The organism is Novosphingobium guangzhouense, from assembly GCF_002896965.1.
Lineage (GTDB): Bacteria > Pseudomonadota > Alphaproteobacteria > Sphingomonadales > Sphingomonadaceae > Novosphingobium > Novosphingobium guangzhouense.
In genome coordinates this window covers 141,074-156,947 of record NZ_LYMM01000106.1, presented here as the reverse complement: position 1 = coordinate 156,947, position 15,874 = coordinate 141,074, and the positions used below count along the sequence as shown (strand labels likewise).

The following is a 15,874-nucleotide window of genomic DNA, read 5'->3' as shown; positions in this document are numbered from 1 at the left end:
CGCGGCCACCATTGCGAAACCGCCAGCCAGTCCCTAAGCATTTTTGGATCATGGCTGTCTATCTCCACGAAGAAGATCTTCCCGAAGGCGTGCTCGCCGCAGGCCCCGTCGCTGTCGACACCGAAACCATGGGCCTCATCACCGCCCGTGACCGGCTCTGCGTCGTACAGATTTCCGACGGCAAGGGTGACGAGCACCTCGTCCGTTTCAACCCCGGCAGCGCTTACGCCGCCCCCAACCTGAAGGCGGTGCTGGCCGATCCGGCGCGCCTCAAGCTGTACCACTTCGCACGGTTCGACCTTGCCGCGATCGAGCATTACCTTGGCGTCACCGCAGCGCCGGTATTCTGCACCAAGATCGCCAGCAAGATGGTCCGCACTTACACCGATCGCCACGGCCTTAAGGATCTGGTGCGCGAACTGCTCGGCAAGGAAGTGTCCAAGCAACAGCAGTCGAGCGACTGGGGCGCCCCCGAACTGACCGATGCGCAGAAGGACTACGCAGCGTCGGACGTTCGCTACCTCCATGCGATGCATGACATCCTGGTGGTGCGCCTTGCCCGCGAAAACCGTACCGAACTCGCTCAGGCCTGTTTCGATTTCCTTCCGGCGCGCGCCCGTCTGGACCTTGCCGGCTGGCCGGACCACGACATCTTCAGCCACGAAGCAGCCTGACCCGTCCACGGGAGTTACCTGAACCACCATGTCCGTCGAAGCCGTCCAGATCCGCAACCGCCGCCGGCACTTCGCCGCGCCCGGAGGGTCGCATGATCGGCTCGTCAGCCTGCTGGCAAAAGTGCTCCCGGCCGGGATCGGTCTGGTCGCGGCCGTGATGATCCTTGTGCCGCTATCGCCGCGCGGAGAGATCAGCTTCCTGCTTGATCGCAACAAGGTGGCCGTGACGAGCGAACGCCTGCGCGCGGACGATGCCGCCTATCGCGGCAAGGATAGCAAGAACCGTGACTTCACGGTCAATGCCGGCACCGCCGTGCAGAAAAGCGCGACCACGCCCATCGTCGAGATGCTGGGCCTCAAGGCACTGCTGAACCTCAACGACGGCCCGGCCGAAATCGTCGCCCCGCGCGGTGCATATAATTACGATAGCGAGCAGATCGCGATCGACGGGCCGGTGAACTTTTCCGCCCCGGATGGCTACAAGATGACCACCCGCAATGTCGCCGTCGATATGAGGGGCCGCACTGCCGTCGGCTCCGGCGGGGTTGACGGCACGGTTCCGACCGGCACGTTCCGTGCCGAAACGATGAAGGCCGATCTGGAAAACCGTACCGTGACCCTTGAAGGCAACGCCCGCCTGCGCATGACGCCGGGCAAACTCAGGATACCGCAATGACCGCCGCCCCCCGCAAGTTCCACCGTGCCGCGCTGGTCGTCCCGTGCCTGGCGCTTGTAGCCCTTGCCGGATCGCAACAGCTGGGCGCACAGGTCCTGAGCGGCCACGATTCGAACGCGCCTGTAGACTACGCCGCAGACCGGATCGAACTGCAGGACAAGCAGGACCGCGTGATCCTTTCGGGCAACGTGGACGTCAAGCAGGCCGATCTGCGGCTGCGCGCGGCGCGCACGGTGGTGAACTTCACCAATCAGGGCTCGATGCAGATCCAGCGCATCACCGCCAGCGGCGGAGTGGTCGTTTCCCGCCCTGCCGAAACCGCAACCGGCGATGTCGGGGTCTATGACTTCAACCAGCGCATCATCACGATGACCGGCAATGCCACCATCAAGCGCAGCAACGGCGACGTGCTACGTGGCGGCCGTCTGGTCGTCGATCTGAAGAGCGGCGTGTCATCGGCATCGGCAGGGCCTAACGGGCGCGTGTCGGGCACTTTCTCGGTGCCCAAGCAGAACGGCAACTGATAGACCGCATCAAACGCAGTCACACAAAAAAGGCCGCGACACACGTCGCGGCCTTTTTTGTTGTAGCAGTCAGAATAGTTTAGAATGCCCGGTCGTGGACCAGCACCCGCATGGTCAGGAAGATGATCTGCAGATCGCGCATGATCGTCCAGCCCTCAAGGTACTCCAGATCAGCCTGCAGGCGGTTCACCAGATCCGATTCGTGGTCAGTAGCACCGCGGAAGCCCCGGACTTGCGCCAACCCCGACAGGCCGGGCTTGAGCGAGTGGCGCTGCCAGTATCGCAGGTCGACTTCCCAGAACAGCTTGTCGCCCGCCAGCGAGCCGGTAGCGTGCGGACGCGGGCCTACAAGGCTCATGTCACCCAACAGCACGTTGAACAGCTGCGGCAGTTCGTCGATGCTGGTGCGGCGGATAAAGCGCCCCACGCGGGTGATGCGCTGGTCGTCCTTCGACGCCGAGACGTTCCCGTTCGAGTCGCAAAGCGCCTGCGTCATCGATCGAAACTTGTACATGTTGAAGAAGCGGTTGCCCCGGCCCATCCGGCGCTGGGTGAAGAACACCGGCCCACCGTCCTGCAGCTTCACCGCCAACGCGACGACAATCAGCAGCGGCGACAGAGCAAGGATCGCACCGCCTGCAAAGGCTACGTCGAACAGACGTTTCACCGCGCGATCACGAAGGCCAAGCGGGCCTGCAGACACCAGCAGCAGGCCATGCTTGCCCACCACGCGAGCGCCCTGTGCACCCAGCCGCGCAACTTCATCGTCCAGCACTTCGCCATCGACGTTGGCGCCCTTGAGCATCATCGCCCACTCCGCCCGGCGGCCTGCGGGGCAGCTTACAATCACGCGGTCGATGTTGCGAAGGACAAGGCCGATGCGATCAAGAGCATTGGGGTCGTTGAGGTTGGGGCGCAGGCCCATTGCCGCCGCGGAGATGCGAATCGCACCACGCAGCTGCACTTGCGGGCCGCCATCGTCGATGATCAGTTCATTGATGATGTTTTCACCGCAACGCCAGCGCACGAAGCTGCGCAGTTGCAGGCGCATCCACGCGATCACCGCCATTGCAGCCAAAGCACCACCATTGAAACCGGAACGCGAAACATCCGCGTCGGGCCGGATCAGGAACTGCACGAAGACGACAACCACCACCGCAACGATTACGGCCAGCAACGCGCGAAACACACCCTTCCAGCCGTCCTGAAGCGCCGGAGTCGAATAAGCGCCGTTATAAAGCGCCAAAGTCAGGAAGATCGGGAGAATAAGCTGCGCGTGGACCAGGCTTTCACGAAGTCCCGTTGCCCCGGCAAGCAAGTAGCCGGTTGCAGCAAAGCCGATGAACGTTGAAACGACATCGCCTACGACCAATGAAAGATAGCACTGCAAGCGACGCCGTTCGAGCGACGGCGCGACGAGAAGGTCGTCGGCATCTGTACGCTCGCGCGCGAGCGAGCCAGTGGCAAACGGAGCATTCATGCTGCCAGCAACCAGACTTGCGAATTCACGCTGAATGCCTCCCTCATCAGAACCTCAGCGCGTGCAACATGGACACCATGCTGCGGCGCAATACGTATATGCTCGTATGTACTGAAGAGGCAACCCGAAAAGTAAATTCAGTCAGGACGTGGTAATTGTCGGTCGTTTCGAATTAGGACGCGCTGACCTTGCGATTGTCAGAAGTTCGTCAGCTAATAACAGTTCTGCATCCTGGCTGTTGGCAAGCAATGTCTGATGCAAAGCGACCAGCCGCGCCACCAGCCGTTCAAGCCGGTGCCCGCGCCAAAGTTGCAACTGGGCGGTCATCGCCCCCTGTTCTTTCCAGAAGATCCTCCGCGCGCCCGCTTCCGCCTTCACAAATCCGGCGACATCACGCCCGTCACCCAGCCGCGCATTGAGCCCGGCAAGCTGCGCGGCGCGTCGTTCGAAGGCCAGCAGCAGGCCGACCGGATTCATGCCCTGCTCGCGCATACGCCTGAGTTCAGGGCCGATCGCGTCACGTTTTCCGCCCAGCACGGCATCCACCAGCGGCGAGAAATCGTCATCCTCGGTCGATGCGCCGATCGCGTCGAGATCGCCCGCAGCGACCGGACGTGGCGTTTCGGGCGAAGCATCGAGGTACAGCGCCAGCTTGCTGACTTCCGAACGGGCAAGGCGGGTATCGAGCCCCGCTCCGCGCGCGATCCGTTCAGCAATCTCGCTACCCAGCTTGAGCCCGGCCGCGTTCGCCATCGTGCGGACCGACGCCGTCACCGAAGCAAGGTCCGGCGGATAGAACATCGCGACAAGCCCGTCCGGACGCGCGGCAAGCAGCTTGGCCGTGCGCGACTTGTCCGTAGCCCCGGTGGCGACGATCAGAACCGGGCAGCCTTCAACCTCGTTATCCAGAAGCGTCTGGACCGCGTCATGCGCCTCGTCGCCCTGGGCTCGCACCCAGATGTGACGCGCACCGCCAAACAGCGACGTCGAACGCGCCTCATCGCCCAGCCGCACAGGATCGCGCCGTAGTTCGGCCCCTGACATCTCGATGCGTTCACCGGGATCGGGGAGAAACGACAGGATTTTGGCTGCCGCATCCGACGCGCCCGATTCGTCCGGCCCGCAAAAGAAGAACACGCGGGCGTCTCGGGCCGCGCGCTGTGCAAGGCCGGAGAATTCCTTCTGGGTAGCCTTCACGACGCCTTACTGGGCGGTTTCACCGCGCAGGCGCAGCGCGATGTTGGTAACGATGCGCGAGGCAATGTCCTTGGACATGTTTTCCAGCGCAGTCTGTTCGGCAGCGATAGTCGCATAGTCGGAGGAAACGACATCCATGCCCGCGTCCGATCCTGCCGTCTGGTCCAGCACCACTTCACCGCTGCCCACGTCAACGAGCTGATAGCGAGCACGCAATGTGCGCCTTTCACGACCCACGGTATCGTCCGACAGCAGCGCGAAGCTTTCCAGCTTATCGTCAAGACGCACGTCGAGACGATACTTCGGCACGACGCCCCTGGCGCCGGAAACCCCAAGTTCATCGACCAGCGCATTGCGTACCAGCCAGCCCGCCTTGCCCTGGATCGCCGAAACCTCGACGGCGGCAAGCCCCTGCGCGACGGCAGCGCTGCCGCCGCCCGCATACATTGGCTGCAACCCGCATCCGGCGAGCAGCACCGCTCCAGTGAGGGCAACTAAAGCCTTCACGCGACGAGATTTACCAGTCGGTCGGGCACCACGATCACCTTGCGAATTTCCGCACCATCAAGCGCACGCTGCACCTTCTCGCTGGCGAGGGCAAGCGCTTCCAGCTCCTCCTTCGAGGTGCCCTTGGCGACGGTCAGGGTGTCGCGCAGCTTGCCCTTGACCTGGACGGCGACGGTAACCTCATCATCCACCAGCAGCGCCGGATCGACTGCGGGCCATGCCGCGTCGGCCACGAGACCTTCGCCGAACACCGACCATGCCTCTTCGGCAAGGTGCGGCATCATCGGCGAGATGAGCAGCAGGACGGTGCGGATCGCGGCGGTACGGCTGGCCGAAGGGGCTGCCTTCTCCACCGCGCCGGTCAATTCGTAGATGCGCGCCACGGCCTTGTTGAAGCCGAGCGATTCAATGTCGGCGGCAACGGCCGCAATGGTCTGGTGGACCTTGCGATCGAGCGCCTTATCGTCGCCGGTCGCGGCGGCGTCGAACTGGCCGAACAGGCGCCACAGGCGCTGCACGAAGCGGCCGCAGCCCTCGATGCCGGCTTCGGACCAGGGCAGGTCGCGCTCGGGCGGGCTGTCGGACAGCATGAACCAGCGGATCGCGTCGGCGCCATACGTCGCGACGATCTCGTCGGGGTCGACGACGTTCTTCTTCGACTTCGACATCTTGATCACGCGGCCCACGTCGACGGGCGCGCCGTCGGCCTTGAGCGTCGCGCCTTCGCCGGTGCGGTCGATCTCGCCGGGCGAGAAGAACACGGGCTGGCCGTTGGCGTCGTTGATGCGGCTATAAGTCTCGTGCGTGACCATGCCCTGCGTGAACAGGCTGCCGAACGGCTCCTTCACCTCGATCTTGCCGATGCGGGCCAGCGCGCGGGTCCAGAAGCGGGCGTAGAGCAAGTGCAGGATCGCATGCTCGATGCCACCGATGTACTGTTCCACCGGCAGCCACTCGGCGATCTTTGCGGGATCGAACGGGCGGTCGTCGGGCTGGCTGGCGAAGCGCAGGAAGTACCACGAGGAATCAACGAAGGTATCGAGCGTGTCGGTCTCACGCCGCGCCGGCTTGCCGCACTGCGGGCAGTCCACATGCTTCCAGGTCGGGTGGCGCACCAGCGGGTTGCCCGGCGTCTGGAAATCGACGTCCTCGGGCAACACGACGGGCAGGTGCTTCTTGGGCACCGGCACCACGCCGCAGACCTCGCAGTGGATGAACGGGATCGGCGTGCCCCAGTAGCGCTGGCGCGAAACGCCCCAGTCGCGCAGGCGCCACACCGTCTGGCCCGAACCCCAGCCTTCGCCCTCGGCACGCGCGATCACGGCGGCCTTGGCGTCGGCGACGGTCATGCCGTTCAGGAAGTCGGAGTTCACCAGAACGCCGTCACCCGCCTCGGCCTCGCCTGCGAAGGGCTTGTCGGCTTCCTCCGCGCCCGATGCTACGACGCGCACGATGGGAAGGGCGTATTTGGTGGCGAACTCGAAGTCGCGCTGGTCGTGGCCGGGAACCGCCATGACCGCGCCGGTGCCGTAGTCCATCAGCACGAAGTTCGCGATGAAGACCGGCAGGTCGGCACCGGTGAAGGGGTGCTTCGCGGTGATACCAGTGTCGAAGCCCAGCTTCTCCGCCGTTTCAAGCTCTGCGGCGGTGGTGCCGCCCTGCTTGCACAGCGCGATGAAGTCCTCGACCTCTGCGCGGCCCACGGCCGCAGCCTGCGCGATCGGGTGATCGGCGGCAACTGCCACGAAGCTGGCGCCAAAAATCGTGTCGGGGCGGGTCGAGTAGACCTCAACCTTACCGCCGGTCGACAGGTCGAAGCTGAACTGCAGGCCCTGCGACTTGCCGATCCAGTTCTCCTGCATCGTGCGGACCTTTTCAGGCCACTTGTCGAGCGTGGAGAGCCCTTCGAGCAGTTCGTCCGCGAAGTCTGTAATCTTGAGGAACCACTGGGAAAGCTTGCGCTTCTCCACCAGCGCGCCCGAACGCCATCCGCGCCCGTCGATCACCTGTTCGTTGGCGAGCACCGTCTGGTCGACCGGGTCCCAGTTGACCGCCGATTCCTTGCGGTAGACGAGGCCGTGCTCGTAGAGGTCGAGGAACAGCGACTGCTCCTGCCCGTAGTATTCGGGCTCACAGGTCGCGATCTCGCGGCTCCAGTCGAGCGCGAAGCCGAGGCGCTTCAGCTGGGCCTTCATGTTGGCGATGTTCTCGCGCGTCCAGCCACCGGGGTGGACGCCCTTTTCCATCGCCGCGTTCTCTGCCGGCATGCCGAAGGCGTCCCAGCCCATCGGATGCAGGACCTCGAAGCCCTTCATCCGCTTGTAGCGGGCCAGAACGTCGCCCATCGTGTAATTGCGGACGTGACCGATGTGGATGCGGCCCGAAGGATACGGGAACATCTCAAGCACATAGCTGCGCGGCTTCGAGGACGTATCATCGGCACGGAAGCTCTGCGCTTCGTCCCACGCAGCCTGCCAGCGCGTGTCCGCCTGTGCGGGATCGAACCGCTCGGTCATTGTACTCAGATCTCCTGCGGGGGCACCCGCCTAAATGAACGGGCGACGCTGATGGCCGCCCGGTAAACCTTATCCGCCGATCGAATCGCGGCGCAGATCGCGGGCGCGGGTGAGGATGATGTCCTCAAGCTTCTGCACGGTGGCTGCCTGAACCGGCGCGGCCACCCAGCCGCCGCCCTGCTGCACTTCGCGCACGGCAGTGACGCGCAGCGCGTCGGCGCGCAGATCCTGGTCGAGAATCGCGATCGATACCTTCACGCGCTCGGTCGGGGTCTTGGGGTTCACGTACCAGTCGGTGATGATCACGCCGCCGGCACTGTCCGACTGGAGCAGCGGCATGAACGAAACCGAATCGAGGCTGGCGCGCCACAGGTAGCTGTTCACGCCGATGGTGGTGACCTGCGAAGGTGCGAGCTTGGCCTCTTCCTTCTTCCTGCCGCCGCCGCAACCGGCCAGCGCAAGCGCTGCCGCGGCGCAGATGCCCACGGTCGTCAGCGTGCGCACGGTGAAGAGGCCGTTGTCGGTGCTGCCTGTCATGTTCGTTCCCAAATCCGGTGTCAGAAGCTGCAGGCGCGGCTTGCGCCGAACCCGTCGTCAAAACGCCTCTATAGCCGCAGGTGGGCCAGCGGCAAGAGCGCCTTTCCGATGGCGCTGTCCCAAGCAGGGCCCGCATGAGCGCGCCCTGAACGACGAGGCCACGCCTGCGGCATGCTTGCCCTCCACTCAGGCGATGTTAATCTGTGATCGCGATCCTATATATGGCGGGGCCGCGAAGAGTCCGTGATGCCGCCGCATCGCAGAGAAGCGAACAGGGACCTGTAATGAGTACCGAGCGTGAGGGCACTTCGAAGGGAAGCATGAAGGGAAGCATGCTGCTGGCCGGCTGCGTGACCCTTCTGGCGCTGCCCAGCGCCGTGCTGGCCTTCTCGACGGACTTCAAGAACAGCCCTTCCGCTGGCTCCGGCCAAATCGATTCGCTGGCCTCGGAGACCACGCAGGAAAACCTTTCGCAAGCAATCGCAATGCGCTCCCTCGCCAAAGGCGATCTGTTTCCCTACACGCCGGCGGGGACGCCCAACCGGGCCGACCGGGCAGTGACCGTGGCGGTACGCGTCGACCCGGAGGCCGCGCAGGCCATCATCGTCCATGGCCGCGCCCCACTGGCGCAGGCCATCCAGGACCCCGGTCGCCTTCGCATCGCACCCACTGCATTCAACCTCGGCGTCTCGCGCGGTTACCAGAACTTCGCGCAGAATCTGGTGCCTCAGGCGCCAAGCCGGCCGATGGCCGAACTGCCGGATCTCAAGAAATTCAGCCTTTCGCCCGGACCGACAAAGCACGACGAATCGCGGTTTAGCCCGCGCATATCGCTGGATGAGAAAAAGGCGTCCGGCCGTGCGCCCCGAACCTTCGCGATCGATGGAAGCGAAGTCGATCTGGGCGGATCTTACCGCGTGACCGAAAACCTCGATGTGACCGCCGGTGTGCGGTACTCTCAGGATCGCGAAAGGCTGGTGCCGCTGACGGACGGCAAGCAGGATAGCCAGGCAGTCTACGTTGGGACGCAGTTCAAGTTCTGATCCAAGCAATATTACTTGCAAAATCCGCAACCAGGAATGCCGCGTTTAAGTCAATGGTCGGCCTTGCCGCCGTCATAATCCTTCCATAGCCTTGTTGTCGGTGGATGCTCACAACGAAAGGCTAACTGAATGGCGCGCGTTGCAATTGTAACCGGCGGAACCCGGGGTATCGGCGAAGCAGTATCGCTTGCACTGAAGGAACGCGGTCATACCGTAGTTGCGAATTACGCTGGCAACGAAGAAAAGGCAGCGGCATTTACCGAACGTACCGGCATTCCTTCATACAAGTGGGATGTGGGCGATTTCGACGCCACGCAGGACAGCTGCGCGCGCATCGCAGCCGAAGTCGGCCCGATCGATATCGTCATCAACAACGCCGGCATCACCCGCGATGGCGTCCTCCACAAGATGAGCTTCGACGACTGGAACGACGTCATGCGCGTCAATCTGGGTGGCTGCTTCAACACCGCGAAGGCGACGTTTTCCGGGATGCGCGATCGCGGCTGGGGACGCATCGTCAACATCGGTTCGATCAACGGTCAGGCCGGTCAGTACGGGCAGGTCAATTACGCTGCGGCAAAGAGCGGCATCCACGGCTTCACCAAGGCGCTGGCGCAGGAAGGCGCCAAGTATGGCGTGACCGTCAACGCGATCGCGCCGGGCTACATCGATACGGACATGGTCGCGGCCGTACCCGCCCCGGTGCTTGAGAAGATCGTCGCCAAGATTCCTGTGGGCCGCCTTGGCAGCGCCTACGAAATTGCACGCGGCTGCGCATTCCTTTGTTCGGAGAACGCTGCGTTCGTCACCGGGTCGACGCTGAGCATCAACGGCGGTCAGCACATGTACTGATGCGGCAGGCCAGCCGAGTGCCGAGGAAAACTGCCGCGGCTTGAACTGACAACGCGAAAAGCGTAAAGTTAATGCCAGCAAACGACACCGGGCCTGTCCCGCGTCAATTAAACCCCCGCCGCGTCAACGGCGGGGGTTTATCATTTGGGGGACACGCATCCCCCTGTCTTCAGCTACTTCCGGCCCTTCACGTCGACCACCTTCAGGATGAGGGTTGCAAACGCAAACAAGGCACCAAGGAAGAGGCACAAGTCAGCAAACGACACCGGCTTTTCCTCCAGAGGACCGACGGCAGGGGCACCGCCATCGACTCTCATAAAGGAAAAATCCTACATGTTCCATCTTTGTTCTTATGGTTGCGCGAAGATCAGACGAACCCTTGCTCCGTAGCGACTACGGGCATCGGGTCGGCCGGAAGCGCTCGCGCGATGGCCAGCCAGAACGCCAGTTCCAGCCCCCGCCCGATCTTGCCTTTGAGCAGATACTGACGGCCGACAAAGGCGAACGGCAAGGGCGAGCACGATTCCATTTCCATGCGATAGCGGTGCAGTTCCGCGCGCGTGTGACGCCAGTTGGAGGAGCCCGTCCCTCCTCGTATCAGCCGCTTGGCGATCTTGGTGAATTCACGCGCAACGAAGCGGGCCACGACGAAGTTTGTCTCGGGCGCAGCATGCGGCACCGCAGTTGCCATTGCTTGCCCGAACCCTGCAAGAGCCCGAGCCATGTCATCATTGCCGCGACGATCGAAGCCTGCACACGCTCTGTTGATCCGCGCCATGATGCTGCCGGGCCGAGAACGGTAGAATACCCAGGGATCGGCGGCATAGTAGAAGCAGCGGGCACGCAACAACAGCCGGGGAACGACGGCCACGTCTTCGAAATGCGCACCGTCTGGAAAGCGGATGTCGTCAGCAAACAGATCCCGACGCCAAATGCGCGACCACAAATGCAGCCGCCGCTTCGCAAACGTCCCGGCGATCAGCGTCTCGATACAGCGCGTGTGGCAGCCGCCCTCTCCCGCGAAGGTCGTGTAGCGAACGCTGTCCTGCCGCAGATAGTCGCAAAGAACGACGTCGGGCCGCGCCTTATCCATGACCGCGCGCAAGGCTTCAATAGCGCCCGGCAACAGCATGTCGTCCGAATCGACAAACCACAGATAATCGCCTCGTGCGGCGTCGAGCAGAGAGTTTCGTGCTGCGGCGATACCGCGGTTTTCCGGGTGTTGCAGCAAGCGAACATCGACGCCGCAGTCTTCGATCAGTCGCCGGCACACGGCTTCCGAGCCATCGGTCGACTTGTCGTCAAGAAGGATCAGTTCGATACCGGGGCAAACCGCAATCTGGGCAAGAATGGATTCCAGACATGCTCCGATGAACGGTTCCACATTGTGGAACGGCACCAGCACGCTCAGCCACGGCTGGCCATGTGGGACGGGCGATATCGCCGACACACTTTCCCCTGAGCCGTCCGCCACGGCCCGTGCAGTTTCGAAATCCATAACCCCCTAAGCCGGAAGCCCCCCGCTCCCGATGGAAAATTAGCGGTCGCGACCATGCCATTCGCTGTGGCGTGGTCAAGCCGATCTATCCTTAACGGATGCATTTCAGGCACAAAAAAGGCCGCGGTTTCCCGCGACCCCTTTTGTAGCCGAAGCTCTCGAAAAGCTTAGCGCTTCGAGAACTGGAAGCTGCGGCGTGCCTTGGCGCGGCCGTACTTCTTACGCTCGACCACGCGGCTGTCGCGGGTGAGGAAGCCGGCTGCCTTGACGGCCGAGCGCAGGGCCGGCTCGTACTTGGCGAGAGCCTGAGCGATGCCGTGCTTCACAGCGCCGGCCTGACCCGACAGACCACCACCCTTGACGGTGGCGACAACGTCGTACTGGTCTTCGCGGCCTGCGACCTGGAAGGTCTGGTTGATCACGAGACGCAGGGTCGGACGAGCGAAGTAGACTTCCTGGTCGCGGCCGTTGACGATGATCTTGCCCGAGCCGGGCTTGATCCACACGCGGGCAACGGCGTCCTTGCGGCGGCCGGTGGCGTAAGCGCGGCCCTGCGCGTCGATCTGCTGTTCGCGCAGCGGAGCGTTCGAGACGGGAGCAGCGACGATGGCTTCGTCAGCAACGGTCACGTTGCCGGCGATCTCGCCCAGGTCGGACAGGCTCTGCACGGTTTCGTTGTCGGACATTATGCGCCCACCTTGTTCTTGCGGTTCATCGAAGCGACGTCGAGCGCTTCGGGCTGGGTGCCACCGTGCGGGTGCTCGGTGCCGGCGTAGACGTGCAGGGCGCGCATCTGGTCACGGCCGAGCGGGCCACGGGGGATCATACGCTCGACAGCCTTTTCAAGCACGCGCTCGGGGAAGCGACCGGCGAGAACCTTGTCCGCGGTGACTTCCTTGATGCCGCCGGCATAGCCGGTGTGCTTGTAGTAGGTCTGCTGCTTGAGCTTGTTGCCGGTGAAGCGAACCTTCTCGGCGTTGATGACGACGACATGGTCGCCGCAGTCAACGTGCGGGGTGAAGCTGGGCTTGTGCTTGCCGCGCAGCAGGTCGGCGATGATGACGGCCAGACGGCCTACCACCAGATTTTCGGCATCGATCAGATGCCACTTCTTCTCCACCTCGGCCGGCTTGATCGACCGGGTGACCTTCGTGAGCGCCTTCATGGCTGGTCTATCCCTATAATTCGAGCGCCAGCCACGGGAGCGAATCCCCTGATAGCGCGGAAGGCGGCCAAATCGTCGAAATGGCCTGCGAAGTCAAGCAATGCGCGGGATTGCAGGGAGGTAAAATAATACCGTCAGGAAAGCTGCGGCAATTCGCCCAGCCATGCCAGCGTCTGGGGCGCTCCGGCATCGCAGCGCCAGCCGAGCACCGCCGGGTCATCATAAGGGTGCAGGTACGCTACGCGAGCAATGGCTGCGTCCAGCAGATCCGCGCGGGTTTTGAACAGCACGCCGACCTCGCGCGAGGTTCCTCGCTCACCCTTCCAGACATAAACGCTGACGATGCCCGGTACGATGTTCGCACAGGCCGCCAGAGATTCGGTCAACAGGGTGTCGATTACCGCGAGCGCCGCATCCTCGTCCGGGAAAGGGCACCAGATGAGCGCGCCGACCGTCATCCCCGGCGGCCCAGGGCATGCGCGCCCCAAACCGTCGCAGCCACCAGCAGCGCGCCGCAAAGCTGGTGCGCAACGGCGATCCACAAGGTAACGCCCGACCATACGGTGAAGATACCGAGCAGTACCTGCGTTCCGAACGCGCAGTGAACCGCCACCGAAACCAGCCGCTCATGCCTGGCCTTGAGCTTGCGCCCCATGACGACCAGCACCGCGACGACGGCCCAGGCCCACCAGCGATGAATGAAATGCGTCAGGTACGGGTCGTTGACCAGCGAGGAGAAGAACCCGCGCGCCCATTCAACGCCTTCAGGGAAGAAGCTGCCCTGCATCAGCGGCCAGGCGTCCCAGCTCCACCAGCCGGCACCGGCGACATAACCGGCACGCAGACCTGCCACCATGGCACCCATGAACAGCTGAAGCGCCAGCATGCCCAGCGCCACTGCGCCAAATCCGGTCAGCCGGGCGCGCTGCTCTCCACGCTCCATCGCCTTGAGGTCCAGCGCCGTCCAGACAAGGCCGCCAAGCGTGAACAAGGCGACCAGCAAGTGCGCCGCAAGGCGGAAGTGGCTGACCCGGTCCAGCGCCTCGGCACTAAGCCCTGAAGACACCATCCACCAGCCGACGACGCCCTGCAGCCCGCCCAGCGCCAGCAGCGCCAGCAGGCGCGGCTTGTACCCGCCGGGGATCGTGCGCTTGAACCAGAACCACGCCAGCGGCAGCGCGAAGACCAGGCCGATGGTACGCGCCAGCAGGCGGTGGAACCATTCCCAGAAGTAGATGAACTTGTACTGCGCGAGCGTCATCCCTGCCGGGCCGTTGACGTCGAGGTACTGGGGGATCTGCTTGTAGCGATCGAATTCCGCCTGCCACTGCGCATCCGTCAGCGGCGGGATGGCGCCGGTCAGCGGCTTCCATTGGGTGATGGAGAGACCCGATTCGGTAAGCCGGGTAATTCCGCCCACCGCAACGATCAGCACCACCAGTACCGCCACGGTAAGCAGCCAGCGTACCATCGGGGCGATATCGTCACTCGTCCCGATGATCGGGCGGCCGTCGTTCACTCTCATGCGTCTGCTTCTTCCGTCATGACCGCGTTCCCTGCGATTTCGCGGCCGTTAACGCAAGGGCAACATCGACGGCCCGTGTTTTGTGGGAGTCCTGATCCGAACCTGACAAAGATTTATTCACTCGCCCCTTGCACGATGTTACAACGTTACATAAATCCGCCCCATGCGTACTGCCTTGCTTGCGATTCGTAACCGCCTCGACCGTGCCGGAATCATCCTGAGCGGCCTGTGCGCGGTGCATTGCATCCTTGGCGTCGTGCTTGTCGGCGTGCTTGGTCTGGGCGGTGAAGCGCTGCTTTCGCCCAATATCCACCGCATCGGCCTTGCCCTCGCCCTGGTGGTGGGCCTGATCTCGCTCGGCTTCGGCGTGCTGCGCCATGGCCGAGTCGCACCGCTGGCGATTGGCGCCTCGGGCCTGACGCTGATGGGCATCGCGCTGATCGTGCCGCATGGCATCGAAGAGACCGTGCTGACGATCGCCGGTGTCTCCCTTGTCGCCATAGCGCACATTCGGAACTTGCACGGCGCCTGTTGAGCGCTATTCGCAGGCACATGGCTGCCGAAATTCTGCTTACCGTGAATGGCGAACCGCGTCGCATTGCCGCCGGTTCCAGCATTGCTGACCTCGTCGCCGACATCGGCCTCGATCCGAAGAAGGTCGCGGTCGAACACAATGCCGAGATCGCGCCGCGCTCTACGCTGGCCGACGTGATGCTGTGCGATGGTGACGTTCTGGAAATCGTCCATTTCGTCGGCGGCGGCTGAACAGACCGCCCTTCCCCGCCTTATCCTGACTTTCCGCTTCCCCGAAAGGACGCGCTCCGTGACCGATTTTCCCGCCGACACCTGGACCGTAGCAGGCCGCACCTTCACCTCGCGTCTCATCGTCGGCACCGGCAAGTACAAGGACTTCGCGCAGAACGCCGCGGCCGTGGAAGCATCGGGCGCAGAGATCGTCACCGTCGCGGTGCGCCGAGTCAACGTGTCGGACCCCAAGGCGCCGATGCTGACCGACTTCATCGACCCGAAGAAGATAACCTACCTTCCCAACACCGCAGGCTGCTTTACCGCAGACGACGCCATCCGCACCCTGCGCCTTGCGCGTGAGGCAGGCGGCTGGGATCTGGTGAAACTGGAAGTTCTGGGCGAGGCGCGCACTCTCTACCCCGACATGCGCGAGACGCTGAAAGCCACAGAGATTCTCGCCAACGAAGGCTTCCTGCCGATGGTCTATTGCGTGGACGATCCGATCGCAGCCAAACAACTGGAAGATGCCGGCGCAGTGGCCGTGATGCCGCTGGGCGCGCCGATCGGCTCGGGCCTGGGCATCCAGAACAAGGTGACCGTGCGCCTGATCGTAGAAGGCGCGAAGGTGCCGGTGCTGGTCGATGCGGGCGTGGGCACGGCATCCGAAGCCGCCGTCGCCATGGAACTGGGCTGCGACGGCGTACTGATGAACACCGCCATCGCCGAAGCGAAGGAGCCGATCCGCATGGCCCGTGCGATGAGGCTGGCGGTCGAAGCCGGGCGTCACGCCTACCTTGCCGGCCGCATGGGCCAGCGGCGCTATGCCGACCCGTCGAGCCCGCTGGCCGGCCTGATCTGATAAGGTCGATTAGGGAACGGGAAGGTCAAACCCTTCCCGGTTTCTCCCGGCCATCTGCGCGTACAAACGTTTGC

General features: G+C 63.5%; 18 protein-coding genes. 8 read left to right on the top strand and 10 right to left on the bottom strand.

Annotation, left to right across the window (positions count from 1 at the left end):
• Positions 1-50: 50 nt before the first annotated feature.
• The 3 genes from A8V01_RS27825 to A8V01_RS27815 are packed head-to-tail and all read left to right on the top strand — an operon-like array spanning position 51 to position 1,874.
• The gene (locus A8V01_RS27825) at positions 51-674 is read left to right on the top strand and encodes a ribonuclease D (protein WP_103099473.1); all 624 of its coding nucleotides are present in this window, start codon (positions 51-53) and stop codon (positions 672-674) included.
• A gap of 28 nt (positions 675-702) precedes the next feature.
• Complete coding sequence (gene lptC / locus A8V01_RS27820) at positions 703-1,350, top strand: LPS export ABC transporter periplasmic protein LptC (RefSeq protein WP_103099472.1); 648 nt, start codon at positions 703-705, stop codon at positions 1,348-1,350.
• The gene (locus tag A8V01_RS27815; protein WP_103099471.1) at positions 1,347-1,874 is read left to right on the top strand and encodes an LptA/OstA family protein; all 528 of its coding nucleotides are present in this window, start codon (positions 1,347-1,349) and stop codon (positions 1,872-1,874) included. The genes lptC and A8V01_RS27815 overlap by 4 nt, the downstream gene beginning before the upstream one ends.
• Before the next feature lie 79 nt (positions 1,875-1,953).
• Here the strand turns inward: A8V01_RS27815 and A8V01_RS27810 are convergent, their stop codons facing one another.
• The 5 genes from A8V01_RS27810 to A8V01_RS27790 all read right to left on the bottom strand — a co-directional run bounded on the left by A8V01_RS27810 (position 1,954) and on the right by A8V01_RS27790 (position 8,111).
• On the bottom strand, positions 1,954-3,354 hold the full coding sequence (locus A8V01_RS27810; RefSeq protein WP_103099470.1) for a sugar transferase: 1,401 nt from the start codon (positions 3,352-3,354) through the stop codon (positions 1,954-1,956).
• A gap of 141 nt (positions 3,355-3,495) precedes the next feature.
• The gene (gene holA, locus A8V01_RS27805) at positions 3,496-4,551 is read right to left on the bottom strand and encodes a DNA polymerase III subunit delta (RefSeq protein ID WP_103099469.1); all 1,056 of its coding nucleotides are present in this window, start codon (positions 4,549-4,551) and stop codon (positions 3,496-3,498) included.
• Positions 4,552-4,557: 6 nt separating this feature from the next.
• A complete protein-coding gene (gene lptE / locus A8V01_RS27800) occupies positions 4,558-5,058 on the bottom strand; it encodes an LPS assembly lipoprotein LptE (protein ID WP_103099468.1) in 501 nt (166 codons plus the stop codon).
• Positions 5,055-7,574, bottom strand: a complete 2,520-nt coding sequence (gene leuS / locus A8V01_RS27795) for a leucine--tRNA ligase (RefSeq protein WP_103099467.1) — start codon at positions 7,572-7,574, stop codon at positions 5,055-5,057. Before leuS ends, lptE begins: the two co-directional genes overlap by 4 nt.
• 69 nt (positions 7,575-7,643) lie before the next feature.
• Positions 7,644-8,111: a DUF3576 domain-containing protein gene (locus A8V01_RS27790; RefSeq protein WP_103099466.1), complete on the bottom strand. Its 468-nt coding sequence runs from the start codon at positions 8,109-8,111 to the stop codon at positions 7,644-7,646.
• A 284-nt stretch (positions 8,112-8,395) separates the two neighbouring features.
• On the opposite strand from A8V01_RS27790, the gene A8V01_RS27785 reads away from it, so the two are divergent.
• Both A8V01_RS27785 and phbB read left to right on the top strand, forming a co-directional pair.
• On the top strand, positions 8,396-9,154 hold the full coding sequence (locus A8V01_RS27785) for a hypothetical protein (RefSeq protein WP_245892865.1): 759 nt from the start codon (positions 8,396-8,398) through the stop codon (positions 9,152-9,154).
• Between the two features lie 129 nt (positions 9,155-9,283).
• On the top strand, positions 9,284-10,006 hold the full coding sequence (gene phbB / locus A8V01_RS27780) for an acetoacetyl-CoA reductase (protein ID WP_103099465.1): 723 nt from the start codon (positions 9,284-9,286) through the stop codon (positions 10,004-10,006).
• A gap of 367 nt (positions 10,007-10,373) precedes the next feature.
• On the opposite strand, the gene A8V01_RS27775 is transcribed toward phbB, so the two are convergent.
• The 5 genes from A8V01_RS27775 to A8V01_RS27755 all read right to left on the bottom strand — a co-directional run bounded on the left by A8V01_RS27775 (position 10,374) and on the right by A8V01_RS27755 (position 14,194).
• A complete protein-coding gene (locus A8V01_RS27775) occupies positions 10,374-11,504 on the bottom strand; it encodes a glycosyltransferase family 2 protein (protein ID WP_103099464.1) in 1,131 nt (376 codons plus the stop codon).
• A 167-nt stretch (positions 11,505-11,671) separates the two neighbouring features.
• Entirely contained in the window at positions 11,672-12,190 is a 519-nt protein-coding gene (gene rpsI / locus A8V01_RS27770; protein WP_103099463.1) for a 30S ribosomal protein S9, read from the bottom strand.
• Complete coding sequence (gene rplM / locus A8V01_RS27765) at positions 12,190-12,669, bottom strand: 50S ribosomal protein L13 (RefSeq protein ID WP_103099462.1); 480 nt, start codon at positions 12,667-12,669, stop codon at positions 12,190-12,192. Before rplM ends, rpsI begins: the two co-directional genes overlap by 1 nt.
• A 134-nt stretch (positions 12,670-12,803) precedes the next feature.
• Positions 12,804-13,127, bottom strand: coding sequence for a divalent-cation tolerance protein CutA (cutA, locus tag A8V01_RS27760; RefSeq protein ID WP_103099461.1), 324 nt, complete (start codon positions 13,125-13,127; stop codon positions 12,804-12,806).
• A complete protein-coding gene (locus A8V01_RS27755; RefSeq protein WP_103099460.1) occupies positions 13,124-14,194 on the bottom strand; it encodes a COX15/CtaA family protein in 1,071 nt (356 codons plus the stop codon). Before A8V01_RS27755 ends, cutA begins: the two co-directional genes overlap by 4 nt.
• Positions 14,195-14,357: 163 nt before the next feature.
• On the opposite strand from A8V01_RS27755, the gene A8V01_RS27750 reads away from it, so the two are divergent.
• Genes A8V01_RS27750 through A8V01_RS27740 form a run of 3 tightly spaced genes read left to right on the top strand, consistent with a single transcriptional unit; the run spans position 14,358 to position 15,800 of the window.
• Positions 14,358-14,729: a MerC domain-containing protein gene (locus A8V01_RS27750; protein ID WP_103099459.1), complete on the top strand. Its 372-nt coding sequence runs from the start codon at positions 14,358-14,360 to the stop codon at positions 14,727-14,729.
• A 17-nt stretch (positions 14,730-14,746) separates the two neighbouring features.
• The gene (gene thiS, locus A8V01_RS27745) at positions 14,747-14,959 is read left to right on the top strand and encodes a sulfur carrier protein ThiS (RefSeq protein ID WP_103099458.1); all 213 of its coding nucleotides are present in this window, start codon (positions 14,747-14,749) and stop codon (positions 14,957-14,959) included.
• Between the two features lie 58 nt (positions 14,960-15,017).
• Positions 15,018-15,800 carry a bifunctional sulfur carrier protein/thiazole synthase protein gene (locus A8V01_RS27740; protein ID WP_103099457.1) on the top strand — a complete coding sequence of 261 codons (783 nt, stop codon included), beginning with the start codon at positions 15,018-15,020 and terminating at the stop codon, positions 15,798-15,800.
• Positions 15,801-15,874: the final 74 nt, after the last annotated feature.